This window comes from Streptomyces sp. ISL-66, assembly GCF_018614135.1.
Taxonomy (GTDB): domain Bacteria; phylum Actinomycetota; class Actinomycetes; order Streptomycetales; family Streptomycetaceae; genus Streptomyces.
In genome coordinates this window covers 1-12,998 of record NZ_JAGGOW010000125.1, presented here as the reverse complement: position 1 = coordinate 12,998, position 12,998 = coordinate 1, and the positions used below count along the sequence as shown (strand labels likewise).

7 protein-coding genes and 2 pseudogenes are annotated in these 12,998 nt (G+C 68.4%); 6 read left to right on the top strand and 3 right to left on the bottom strand.

All coding sequences use genetic code 11. The annotated features are described in order from the left end of the window. The first annotated feature begins 46 nt into the window (after positions 1-46). The 6 genes and pseudogenes from J7E97_RS23645 (at position 47) to J7E97_RS23620 (ending at position 10,973) form a co-directional block, all read left to right on the top strand. Positions 47-1,241, top strand: a pseudogene (locus tag J7E97_RS23645) (IS256 family transposase). A gap of 23 nt (positions 1,242-1,264) precedes the next feature. Then, a complete protein-coding gene (locus tag J7E97_RS23640; RefSeq protein WP_215030713.1) occupies positions 1,265-1,447 on the top strand; it encodes a hypothetical protein in 183 nt (60 codons plus the stop codon). A 435-nt stretch (positions 1,448-1,882) separates the two neighbouring features. Then, positions 1,883-8,128: a DNRLRE domain-containing protein gene (locus J7E97_RS23635; RefSeq protein WP_215030864.1), complete on the top strand. Its 6,246-nt coding sequence runs from the start codon at positions 1,883-1,885 to the stop codon at positions 8,126-8,128. Between the two features lie 103 nt (positions 8,129-8,231). After that, entirely contained in the window at positions 8,232-8,678 is a 447-nt protein-coding gene (locus tag J7E97_RS23630; protein WP_215030710.1) for a hypothetical protein, read from the top strand. A 456-nt stretch (positions 8,679-9,134) separates the two neighbouring features. Next, on the top strand, positions 9,135-9,935 hold the full coding sequence (locus tag J7E97_RS23625; protein ID WP_215030707.1) for a maleylpyruvate isomerase family mycothiol-dependent enzyme: 801 nt from the start codon (positions 9,135-9,137) through the stop codon (positions 9,933-9,935). A 180-nt stretch (positions 9,936-10,115) separates the two neighbouring features. Then, positions 10,116-10,973 carry an IS5 family transposase gene (locus J7E97_RS23620; protein ID WP_215030704.1) on the top strand — a complete coding sequence of 286 codons (858 nt, stop codon included), beginning with the start codon at positions 10,116-10,118 and terminating at the stop codon, positions 10,971-10,973. 16 nt (positions 10,974-10,989) lie between these two features. Here J7E97_RS23620 and J7E97_RS23615 read toward each other — a convergent pair whose 3' ends face one another. The 3 genes and pseudogenes from J7E97_RS23615 to J7E97_RS23605 form a co-directional block, all read right to left on the bottom strand. Continuing rightward, the gene (locus J7E97_RS23615; protein WP_215030701.1) at positions 10,990-11,547 is read right to left on the bottom strand and encodes a hypothetical protein; all 558 of its coding nucleotides are present in this window, start codon (positions 11,545-11,547) and stop codon (positions 10,990-10,992) included. 114 nt (positions 11,548-11,661) lie between these two features. Then, positions 11,662-12,185 (bottom strand): annotated as a pseudogene (locus J7E97_RS23610) (IS5 family transposase); the annotation flags it as partial. 71 nt (positions 12,186-12,256) lie between these two features. Next, complete coding sequence (locus J7E97_RS23605; RefSeq protein WP_215030694.1) at positions 12,257-12,874, bottom strand: hypothetical protein; 618 nt, start codon at positions 12,872-12,874, stop codon at positions 12,257-12,259. Positions 12,875-12,998 lie beyond the last annotated feature (124 nt).

Genomic DNA, 12,998 nt, shown 5'->3' with positions numbered 1-12,998 from the left:
AAATGTCCTTGGTGAACGGGCAGTTCAACCCAAGGAGCGCACGGCCTTGTCCCAGCATGACCTACTTCGCCTGCTTGAGTCACTACGTTCAACGGATGGTCTTGAACTTGTCCGCGAAGTCGCCGAACGGCTGCTCCAGGAACTGATCGAGGCCGAGGCCACCGACCGGATCGGTGCAGAGTGGGGCGAGCGGACCGACACCCGCACCACCTGGCGCAACGGTCACCGGGAGAAGACCGTGACCACGCAGGCCGGCGATCTGGAACTCGCCATCCCCAAGCTGAGGGCCGGGAGCTCCAGTCTGCTGGAACGCCGGCGCCGCATCGGCCAGGCCCTTTACGCGGTCGTCATGGAGGCCTACGTCCACGGGGTCTCGACCCGCTCGGTCGACGACCTGGTCAAAGCCCTCGGCTCGGACACAGAGCGAGGTCTCCCGGATCTGCGCCGGCCTCGACGAACAGCTCGACGCGTTCAGGGCCCGGCCCCTTGATCACACGCGGTTTCCGTACGTCTTCCTCGATGGCACCTACGTCAAGACCCGCGTCGACCATCAGATCGTCTCCCAGGCCGTCGTCATCGCCACCGGCGTCACCGAAGACGGCGGCCGTGAAGTCCTCGGTGTCATGGTCGGCGACAGCGAGACCGAGGTCTTCTGGACCGAGTTCCTTCGCTCGCTGCGCGAACGCGGCCTGTCAGGTGTCCGCCTGGTGATCTCCGACAGCCACAGCGGCCTGGTCAAAGCGATCCGCAAGGTCGTGATCGGGGCCGGCTGGCAGCGGTGCCGCGTTCACTTCGTGCGCAACGTCTTCTCCGTCATACCGAAGGGGTCCGCGGAGATGGTCGCCGCGACGATCCGCACGGTCTTCGCCCAGCCCACCGCCGATGCGGTCAGAACCCAGCTCGACATCGTCGCGCACATGCTCGGCCGCCAGTTCCCCAAGGTCAAAGAGATGCTGCTGGGGGCGAAGGAGGACCTGACCGCGTTCGCTGACTTCCCCAGCCAGCACTGGAAGAAGATCCAGTCGACCAACCCGCTCGAACGTCTGAACCGGGAGATCAAGCGACGCTCCGACGTCGTCCAGGTCTTCCCGAACACCGCCGCCGTCACCCGCCTGACCACAGCCGTCCTCGTCGAACTCCACGACGAGTGGATCGCCTTCCCCCGCCGCTACCTCTCCATCGACAGCATGGACAGCCTCTATCCAGACGACACCACCTGCCTGCCCGGCACAACCGAATGATCAGTTACGCCACGCCAAGGGACATGACCGCACTCGCCGACCCGCACAACACCATCACCGTCCGCGCCCGGCCGGTACTCCTCGATCCCGAGATCCCATACCTCGGCATCAGTGATCGGCTCAGTCGCCGCGCCTGGTCCACCTCCCATGCGCAGTGCGAGTTCCTGCGCAGGAAGAGCCAGGCCAACAGGGCGCCAGAACCGTGACTCCTACACCGTCATGTGCACGAGCCTCAGTGATCCCTGACCAACCCCGGACCGGACCAGCAGATGGCGTACCAAAAAGGACTAAAAGCCATCTTAGGGGTGAGGTCTCCTACTAGAACCTGCAACCCCGGTTATTTTTATGAGACTTGCTTTCCTCCCGGTTTAATTACGGAATCTCGGCACCTAACGCCCCATCAAGATCGAGTAACGGTCCGGAGTCTCAGGGTCCGTTTCGTCCATCCTGGTCCCCATCTCGTCCTTTCGAGCCGGGATAGCTTCCCCATGGCCCGCGAAGAAGCGGGTGGAATCAACGGCAAGAGAAATTCCCATGGGGGGAATATGAAGAACACAGGCACTGGTGTGCCGCGAGACCCGCGCCTGGGCGCGCCGAGAAGGTCACGGCACCGAACGACGGCCACCGGTTTGGCCCTGGTCATGTCGGTGACGGCCCTGTACGGCGCCGAGAGTGCGCTCGCGGTCCCGGCAGTGAAGACCGCGGGCTCCGCACAGGGCGCAGCTCCCGACTCCGCGGCCGACATCGCCTCGGCCCGTGTCGCCGCGCGTCTTTCGGGCAAGCGCGTCGAGGCGCTGTCGGAGCGCTCGGAGACCTCGACGACCTGGGCGAACAAGGACGGCTCGCTGACCACCGAGGTGGCGGCCGGTCCGATCCGGTTCAAGGACCCGGCCACGGGCCAGTGGCGTGACGTGGACGTCGACCTGGCCTTGGCCGCCGACGGTTCGGTGGCCTCGAAGGCGCACCCGCACGGGCTCAAGCTGGCCGGGAAGACCGGAGCGAAGGCCTCCTCCCTGAAGGCTGCCCAGGCCATCCCAGGCACCGACCTGGTGACCCTGGGATCCGGTGACGAGGCGATCACCCTCCAGTGGCGCGGCGGCCTCCCCGCCCCCAAACTCGACGGCACCCGTGCCACCTACACCGACGCCGTCCCGGGCGCGGACGTGGTCGTCGAGGCGACCCGTACCGGCTTCGAGCAGTTCGTCGAGGTCAAGGCCAAGCCCGAGGCCGGCTTCGGTTACACGCTTCCGCTGAAGGCCAAGGGTCTGAAGGTGGAGCAGCAGGCTGACGGCAGTGTGCTGTTCACCGACAAAAAGTCGAAGAAGACCGCGTCGATGCCCGCCCCGGTCATGTGGGACTCGAACACCGACCCCGTCTCCGGCGAGCACACCCGCCGTGCGAAGGTCGCCCTGAAGGTCGTCAAGACCAAGGACGGCGTCGACCTCGTCATCACTCCGGACGCAGGCTTCCTCGCCGATCCGGCGACGAAGTACCCCGTCACCGTGGACCCGTCCACGTCCTCACTGGGCAGCATCTTCGACACCTACGTGCAGCAGGGCGAGACGGTCGACTGGTCCAACGACACGGAGCTCGACTTCGGCAATCCGGGTACGAAGAACGGCGACGGCACATTCCGTACCGCCCGGTCCTTCATCACCTGGAACACCGCCGCCGTCGCGGACGCCCTGATCTCGGACGCCAAGCTCAGCCTGTGGAACTTCCACGCGGGGAACACCGACTGCACGGCCCAGCCCTGGGAGGTGTGGACCGCCAACGGGCCGACCACCGCGTCCCGCTGGACCAACCAGCCGGCGATGGTCACCAAGATGGCCACCTCCACCGAGACCAAGGGCAACCCGTCCTGCACCTCGGCTCCCGACGGCTGGGTCAACGCCGACGTCACCAGCCTGGTCCAGCACTGGGCCAACAACAAGTGGACGTTCTCCAGCATGGGCCTGCGGGCCACCGACGAAACCAACACCAAGCAGTGGAAGCGGGTCAACTCCGCCAACGCCGCGAGCAACGTGCCCAAGCTGACGGTCACCTACAACTACCGTCCCAAGACGGGCACCCAGCAGGAGGCCGGCCCGCCGTTCTTCTCCTACGGCGGCGCCTACACGGTCAACACGCTGACGCCGACCCTGCGCGACACCTTCGTCGACTCCAACGGTGACAAGGTCAACGGCACCTTCCAGATCTTCGACGCCGCCACCGACACCCAGGTCGGCAACGTCCTCGTCTCCCCGTACGTCCCCTCCGGCCAGCCCGCCTCCGTCGCCGTCCCGGCAGGCGTGCTGGCGAACGGCAAGACGTACAAGTTCCGTACGAACCCCTACGACGGCGCCCACTACAACCTGGCGTGGTCGGCGTGGAAGACTTTCACCGTCGACACCACCGCCCCCGCCCCCGCCTCCGTGGCCTCCACGGACTTCCCCCGGGACGCCTGGTCGGGCACCCCCGGCGCGGACGGCAGCCTCACCGGCGGGTTCACCTTGACGCCGCCGGCCTCCGACGTCCGTGACGTCCAGTACTCACTGGACGGAGCGGCCTGGACCACCGTCGCCGCCACCAGCGCCGTCACCCAGCAGCTGACCTTCGGCGCCGGCCAGCACACCCTGAAGGTCCGGACCCGGGACAAGGCGGGCAACCTGTCCGCCGAGACCGCGTACCCCTTCGCCGCGGGTACCGGTGCCGCTCTGCTCTCTCCCGCCGGCGGAGACCGGGCCGCGCGCCGTACCGTTCTCTCCTCCGAGGGCAAAGACACCTACACGGGCGTCACCTACCAGTTCCGGCGCGGTGAGACCGAAGCGTGGCAGAACGTGCCCATCGCCGACGTCCGTAAGGCCTCCGACGGCTCTGCCGTGGCCTCCTGGCCGCTGGCCGCCCCGCAGGGCCGCCCCGCGGACCTGACCTGGAACGTCACCGACAGCCTGAGCACGGACGGTCCCATCGAGGTCCGCTCGGTCTTCAACGTCGGCGCCCAGACCGCGAACTCCCCGGTGGGCACCCTGACCGTGGACCGCGCCGCCGGCACCGCCCCGACCCAGACCCTGGGCCCGGGCGTGCTGAACATGCTGACCGGCGACTACGTCATCTCGGGTACCGATGCCAGTGCCTTCGGCATGTCGGTGTCCCGTACGGTCGCGTCCCGCGGCCGTGACCAGGCCGTCCAGCAGACCGTGCCGATCTTCGGCAAGGAGTGGCTGTCCGGTACGAGCCTGGGTGAGAGCAGCGCCTGGCTGCACGTCCGCAAGACGTCCGACACCTCGCTCTCGATGGTGTCGGTCGGCGGACTGGAGGTCGGCTTCACCGCTGTGGCGGGGGGTGGCTGGAAGCCCGAGCCGGGCTCCGAGAACCTGGCGCTGACCGGTTCCTTCACCGGGTCCTTCACCCTGAAGGACAATGCCGGACACACCACCGAGTTCACCAAGCAGGACCCCGCGCAGCCGGTCTGGGTGGCCACGTCCACCGAGCAGGAGGGCCTGTCGGGCACCGAGTCCACGGTGGTGGCCGAAATGGTCACCGTGGACGGCAAGAAGCTGCCGCGCCCGAAGCTGCTCGTCGCTTCCACCTCCGCCGTCCCGCTGGCTACCTGTGCGACGACCCCGTCCACCAAGGGCTGCCGGGTGGTCGAGTTCGTCTACGCCGCCGCCACCACGGCCACGACCCTCGCGTTCGGCGAGTTCGCCGGCCAGGTCAAGGAGATCCGTCTGTGGTCCACCGAGCCCGGTGCGGCCTCGGGGACCTCCAAGCCCGTTTCGACGTACCGCTACGACAGCTCCGGCCGGCTCCGCCAGCAGTGGAATCCGAACCTGGCGCAGTCCACCCAGGCCGAGTACGCCTACGACTCCGTGGGCCGGGTGACGACACTGCGCGCCCAGTCGGAGCTCCCGTACACCTTCACCTACGGCAAGGCGGGCAACACCGCTGCCGCCGGTGAGGGCATGCTGCTGAAGATGTCCCGGTCGGGACTGAAGCAGGGCACCCTGGACGTACAGGAGGGCACGTCGGCCACGAGCATCGTCTACGACGTGCCGCTGACCGGCGCGAAGGCCCCGTACCAGCTGGGTTCCGCCGACGTGGCGGCCTGGGGCCAGCAGCAGCAGGCCACCGACGCCACCGCCATCTTCCCGGCCGACAGCGTTCCGGCGAAAAACGAGGGTTCCCTGCTCGCCGCGGCGGACTACGCGCGGGCCGCGGTGATGTACACCGATGCCTCGGGCCGTGAGATCAACGCGGCCGCGCCCGGCGGCCGCATCACCACCAAGGAGTACGACCGGCACGGCAACGCGGTGCGCAGCCTGTCGGCCGCCAACCGCGAGCTGGCCCTCGGGGTAAGCGCGTCCGACCAGGCCGGCCTCGCCGACCTGGGCATACAGAACCTGCCGTCCGGCGAGCGGGCCGAGCTGCTGTCGGCACGCACCGTCTACAACGACAGCGGCACCCGCGGCATGGAGGCACTCGCCCCGCTCCGCCGGGTCACGCTCACGCGGCAGCTGTCCTCCGGCAGCACCGTCCTCGCAGCGGCCGGCGATTCGATCGTGGCGCGGAACTGGACGAGGAACACCTACGACACGGGCCGTCCCACGGACGGCACGGCTACCGTCGAGGACCAGATCACCCGGGTCGAGGTCGGTGCGCAGCCGCTCACCCTGCCGTCCGTGATGGCCGAGCCGCGCGTCACCGAGCACACCTACGACTGGGTCAAGGGCCTGAAGACCAAGACGGTCCAGGACCCAGGCGGTGTCGCACTCGTCGAGACCACCGAGTACGACGGCCAGGGACGGGCGGTCAGCGAGACGCTTCCGGGCGGTGGCGGTCAGGCCGCGACCACTCAGACGACGACGTACTGGTCGGCGACCGGTACGGGCGAGTGCAACGGGCGGCCCGAGTGGGCCGACAAGCCGTGCGTCACGCGTCCCGCCGGTCAGATCATCGGCGGCGGCAGCAACCCGAACGAGCGTCCGGCGGTCTCCGCCGAGTACGACTTCTGGGGCAACACCACCAAGGCCACCGAGACCATCGGCGGACAGACCCGGGTGACCCAGAAGACGTACGACGCCGCGAGCCGGCAGACCAGTGTGAAGGTGACCGGTGGCCTCGGCGCGGCGGTGCCGGAAACGCTGACGGAGTTCGACCCGGTGACCGGGCGCGAGGTGAAGAGCGTGTCCCCCACCGCGGGCACGATCACCACCGCCTTCGACCAGCTGGGCCGGGTCGTGTCGTACACGGACGCGGACGGCGGTGTCACCAAGAGCGAGTACGACCTGCTTGACCGGCCGGTCAAGCACAGCGACTCGGTTCCGTCCACCGTGACCTACACCTACGACCACGCGGTCGAACCGCGCGGTGTGGCCACCGGCAGCACCGACTCGGTGGCCGGCACGTTCAAGGTCGTGTACGACGCGGACGGCGCCATCGTGTCCGAGACGCTGCCGGGCGGCTACACGCTCAAGCAGCGACGTGACCCGGCCGGCGCCGTGGTCCTGCGCGAGTACACCCGTACCAGCGACGGCGTGGCCGTCCTGTCCGACAGCGTGACCCGCTCGATCCACGGGCAGGTGCTGGAACACTCGGGCCAGTCCACGCAGGACTACGGCTACGACGGCATCGGCCGCCTGACCTCGGTCCAGGACGACACGGCGAAGGGCTGCACCACCCGTAACTACACGTTCGACACCCGCAGCAACCGGACCGGGGACACCACCGCGGCGGGCGCCGCCGGTGCACCCTGCCCGACGTCGGGGGGCACCACCGTCACCCACACCTACGACAGCGCCGACCGTCTGACCGACAGCGGCTACACCTACGACACCTACGGCCGGACCACGGCCAAGCCGGGCACCACCATCGGCTACTACGCCAACGACCTCGTACAGCAGCAGACCACCGGTGGCCAGCGCCAGACCTGGTCACTCGACGCAGGCATGCGCTTCCGCTCCTGGACGGTGGACCGCGACAACGCGGGAACCTGGACGCGGACCGCGTCCAAGACCAACCACTACTCGGCGAGCGGCGACAGCCCGAGCTGGATCGTGGAGGACTCCGCCACCGGCGCGCTCACCCGCATGGTGAGCTCCGCCGCAGGGGACTTCGCCGCGACCACCACCGCCTCGGGTGAGACGGTGCTCCAGCTGACCAACATCCACGGTGACATCGCCCTCCAGCTCCCGCTGGACACCTCGAAGGCACCGCTGGCGCTCGACAGCGACGAATACGGCAATCCCCGCGCGGAGCAGCCGGACACCCGCTACGACTGGCTGGGCAGCTCGCAACGCTCCACCGAGAACGTCGGCGGACTGACCCTGATGGGCGTACGCCTGTACGACCCGACCACCGGCCGCTTCCTGTCCAGGGACGCGGACCCCGAGGGCGGCGCCAACGCATACGCCTACTGCTCCGGCGACCCGGTCAACTGCCGGGACACCACCGGACTGCTCAACTACAGCTTCACCTTCTACCTGGGACAGGGGAAGGCAACGCCGCAGGGCGTCTTCAGCTACTGGATGAACTACTTCGGCAAGATCTTCCCGATCTCCGGCCGGGCCAGCCGGGTCTCGTACTACTGGCAGTTCATGCCGCTGCGGGACAGCATCATGGGCGTCGGCAGCATCAACTTCAACGTCCGCGTGGGCTACATAGGCTCCACCTACCTGCTCCTCTGGGCCGCGCCTGGCAGCGTCGCCTACGGACGCAACTCGTACATCGAGTTCTGGATCAGCCGTAAGCCGTACTGGCGCCAGTACGGCTACCTCTACCTGAACGTCCACGGCCACACGGAAGGCAACACCTGGGCCGACAGGTGGATCCCCGGCTTCATGTACAAGAACGGCGCCTACAACACCTGGGGCCGCCTGGCCCAGAACCTGCGCCGCATCCTCTGGTAACCGCGGCATCTGATTGACCGGGCGGGGGTGGTACGCACTCACTGCGTGCCGCCCTCGCCCACCAACATCTCCTCACCCCCGACAGCGCAAGGCTGGGTACCTCATGAAGCTCGTAGGCAAAGCCACACCGGACCGGATCAAGAAAGCCGCCGTGCTCGCCTGGCGCGAACCACTGTCCCGCGTGTATGTGGTGCTGCTGGCGGTGTGCGCGTTGTGGGCCATGGTCGGCGGTGCCGGACTCGGTGAACACGGGTGGCTGGTCCGAGCCGTCGCGGTGGTGCTGACCATGCCCTGGTTCCTCCTCGTGCACCTGTTCCTCCTGATCACCCAGGTCAATTCCTGGCTGCTCGGGTACGACTTCTACTCCGCCTCACCCGGCTGGCTCTTCGAGCCGCTCTGGGTGCTGTACTGCGCCACCACCGGACTGCTCACCGCCCGTCTCCTGGCCCGCTGGTCGCGCGCGGCGCGGCGGGCCGGCACCGCGCCCTGGGTGGTTCCGGCGGTCGTTTTCACCTTCTTCGCCGCGGTGTTCGCCGTCTGGCACGCCTGAGCCGTGATGAGGATGGATACCTCCGAGGCAGTGCCCCACCGGGCCTGTCGCCCAGTGGCGCCAGCGACGCGGCCCGGCGGCGCTGGTCACCGGCCCACGTCCCGAGCTTGAGTGGCTGTTGTCGTTCCGAACTTGAGGAGTGCTGGTCGAACGGGAGTCACCTGAACTCCCGACCCGACCGGTCTTCCCCCGCTGTCGTGACCTCCGCGTCCATCACATCGAGCGGCAGCATGACCGCGCACACCGGGTGGACGTCACGTCGCGGAGGTGCCTGGCCACACGGCGAGGCCAGAGCACCCACAGGCACGACGCCTGGCGTACCGCCACCACCGGCCCTCGCAGCAGTGCGCAGCTTGTCACCCGAGCGGTGGGAGGCGAGGACGTCCGCAATGGCCAACCGGCGGCGACTGTGAAAATCGCTGTCCGGTCACCGGAGCACGGTGATAGACATCGGGCGTGGAAAAGAATCTTGAGTTCCCTGACCTGTTGCGACTGATCGATGAACGGTCGACCGCCTTCCGCGCCGTGGTCGCCGCCGCGCCCGGTCTCGACGCACAGGTGCCGACCTGCCCTGGGTGGACGCTGTTCGATCTGGTGAAGCACCTGGGTGGGGGAGACCGTTTCTGGGCCGCCATCGTCGGCGCGGGGCCCGCCGACGCGCCCCCGGCAGAGGCCGTCGCCGCGCGCGCCGCGCTGGAAGTGCCGCAGGAGCGTGAGGCCCTGCTGGCCTGGCTGGACGCGTCGACGCAGCTTCTGCTGGGCGCCCTGCGCGCGGCGGGACCGGAGAGCGGTTGCTGGACGTGGTGGCCCGCGTCGCAGTCACCGCAGACCGCCGGCGGCACCGCCCGGCACCGGGTCCAGGAGACCGCGGTGCATACCTACGACGCCCAGCTCGCCGGGGGCGCCCCGCAGCCGCTGCCGGTCGAGCTGGCACTCGACGGTGTGGAGGAGTTCCTGTTCACCGTCTGCGCAACGCCGAGTGCCTGGCCGCACAAGCCCACGGCCTTCGACTTCCACGCCGCCGAGGGCCGCTCCTGGCGCCTCACCGTCGACGGCGACGGCGCACGCACCACCCGCATCCCCGCGCCCACCGCCGCGACCGGCGAGGACTCGGACGCAGCCGGCGCCTGCGTCCACGGCACGGCCAGTGAGCTGGTCCTCTACCTGTACGACCGGATCCAGGCCGACTCCTTGCACGTTGACGGAGACGCAGGGCTGCTCGACCTGCTCCGCGCCTGGGAGCCGGAGGAGAAGTAGGACGTAGCGGGGGCGGTTGTGCCGCGCCTCGAGCCGGTAAGCAGCTGTTGTCGTTCCAATCTTGAGGGGTGGGTGTCGAACGGGAGTCTCGATCGGGTGATCGCGGCTGGTCGCGGGTATGAAGGCAGGGCCTCTTGGTAGCTCGGGGTTGCGAAGCCGACCGAGATCCAGGAGACCCTGTTGCCGCAGTTGTACGTGATCGTGCCGGTGGAGTTCAGCTCGGCTTCTCCGTCGTGTGATTGTGTCGCTCACCGGTTCGGGAATGCGGCCGATCACCCGGAGCGTGTTCGGCGGTATCCGTCGGACACGACGGACGCGGAGTGGTCGGCGGTCCGGCCGCTGCTGCCGGTGCCGGGCTGGATGCGGGGCCGGGGCGGGCAGCCGGAGGCGTACTGCCACCGGGCCATGCTGGACGCGATCCGCTATCTCGTGGACAACGGGATGAAGTGGCGGGCGATGCCCGGCGGCTTCCCGCCGTGGGACCGGGTCTACGCGTTCTTCCGCCGCTGGCGCGACCACGCGCTGGTCAAGGAGTTCCACGACCGGCTGCGCGACCGGGTCCGCGAGAGAGCAGGGCGGGATGCGGAGCCGAGCGCGGGTGTGATCGACTCGCAGTCGGTCAAGGCGGACGCGGTCGTCGGCGCTGACAGCCGCGGCTTCGACGGCGGGAAGCTGATCAACGGGCGCAAACGGCACGTCGTGGTCGACACCCTGGGTCTGCTGCTGGGCGTGATGGTCACGAGCGCGGGCATCGGTGACCGAGCCGCCGCGAAGGCGCTACTCGAGCGGGTGGCCGACGCGCACCACCGGCTGGAACTCGTCTGGGCCGACGGCGGCTACACCGGCAGCCTCGCCGAGCATTGCCTGGCCGCGTTCGCGCTGGTCCTGGCGATCGTCAAGCGCAGCGACGACACGCGTGGGTTCGTGGTGCTGCCCAAACGGTGGATCGTCGAGCGGCTTTTCGCCCACTTGATGCGAAGTCGCCGCCTGGTGCGCGACTTCGAACGCCGCACCACCACCGCCGAGGCGATGATCTAGTGGTCGATGACCATGGTCATGACCCGCCGTCTGACCCGCTCACGCCCCGCGCGAGCGTGAACCGGCCCGGTGCCGGCTCGGCCAGCCAGCCCCTCGCGACCAGGCGTTTCGCCTTCGACCGCAGAGCCTCCACCTTGGCCGGCACCACGTCCATGCCGAACAGGACGGTCATCTCCTGGCAGGTCAGCGGGCCCTGGCCGAGACGGACCCGGTCCGCGAGCGCGGCCAGGATGCGCTGATAGTCCGCCGACAGTGCCGTCCGAACCAGCCCTTCTCGCCATACCGGAACCTGCGACTTCGCCTTCGCCGCCACGGGCGGTGACGCCTGCACCCCGGCTTCCGCCCCGGCACTGCCCGGTCGTCCGGCGGCCGCCGCGTCGGCTGAATCGCCGCCCGGCGCGGACAGCACCGCACCCACACGCTCGCGGGCAATCGTCCACTCCAGCCACTCCAGCCACTCCTGCTCGGCCGCCGTGAGCTCGGCCTGGATGTGGTCGGCTTCCTCGCGCAGCCCGTCCACACGACGACGGGCGGCAAGCTCGTGCTGTTCCAGCAGTCCGACAACCGACGGCATCCGCGACCTCCACGAGAGCGACGAAACGACGATCCATCACTCCCACACAAGCGCCACCCCTACCCCTGACCAGCGGAAACGCAGTCACCAGACTCGGAAAGACAACAGCCTCAAAGAGAGCGGGCGGCAGCGGCCGTCCGCGCTCAGGTGAAGCTTGGTGGTGAACCCGCCGCGCGAGCGGCCCAGGCCCTCACCTCCCGCACCACCTCCACCAGGCGGGCGTGCAGGCTCTGCCACGCGGTTTCGTCCTGGTGTTCTGGGACTTCGTCCCCCTTTGAGGCTAGTGCCGACGGCGGGTCGGTGCGGGCGCCGGCGGCGTGCTGATGTGCCCGCACGATGGTGGAGTCCACCGAGACGTTCCAGTCGATCTCACCTGCCGCGTCGGCCTCGGCCTGGACCTGCTGAAGCAGCCGTCCCCATGTTCCGCCGGCCGACCACAGCCGGTGGCGTTCATAGACCGTCTTCCACGGCCCAAACCGTTCGGGCAGGTCACGCCACTGCACCCCGGTCCGCACCCGGTGAAGAATCCCGTTGATCACCTGCCGGTGATCACGCCACCGGCCGCAACGCCCGTTACTGACTGGCAGGAACGGCCGCAACCGTTCCCACTCCGCATCACTCAGTTCAACCCGCCCCATGTCCACCTGAAACGATGCGTGGCCGGAGCAGTCACGTGATCGACCTGGAGTGGCTGGGGCCGATCAGGGGATCACTCCTGCGGCGGGCCGATGACCGACTGACCGATCTGCTCTGCCAGCCAGGAAGCGTGCCGTTCCTCGGACCCGTCGCGATTCCCACGGCGTACGTGGACGAGCACAGTGTGGTCATCGGAGGGCTCGTCGAGTCCTATGGTTCGGCAGTTGAACAGCAAAGAGACCCGAGCGTTGTTGGCTTCGCCGTGGATGTCACGGTCAGGTACATCGGGCCAGATCAAGCTGGACCACCAGATCTCGCCGATGTTCGGTCCCACCAAGGCAGCGAAGTCCTCCTCGACGCTGCCCACGGGCCGGTATTCCATCGACGCCCAGAGCGGCAGGTGCGAGGAGAGGAAGTCCCGATCGGTGGAAAGCTCGGGCGCGTGGACTCCGCCGTGCAAACCCGTCGGGTCGGAAGGATCCCGCGCCCAGTCCTCGACATCCTCTTTCCGGAACCAGGCATCCGGCAGCGCCTCGCGTATCCGCAACACTTCCGGGACGGTGCACAGCTCGACGTCCACTGACACCTCCGCGTACTGCCGGTCGCCCACTGCCACAAGCTGACGCGCCACGTGCAGCGCCAGGGCCGGGTCGGTTGTGCGGAAGATCGGGTACGCGATGGGGTTGGACATGCGAGCACCTTGCCACAGCCGACAGTGGACGAAGATCTATTTCCTGTGGGGCCCAAATCAGGATTGCTCTCGCCGAACGGTCACGTGATCGCCCGGACAGGTCCTAGGGAGCGTATTTGGTTGT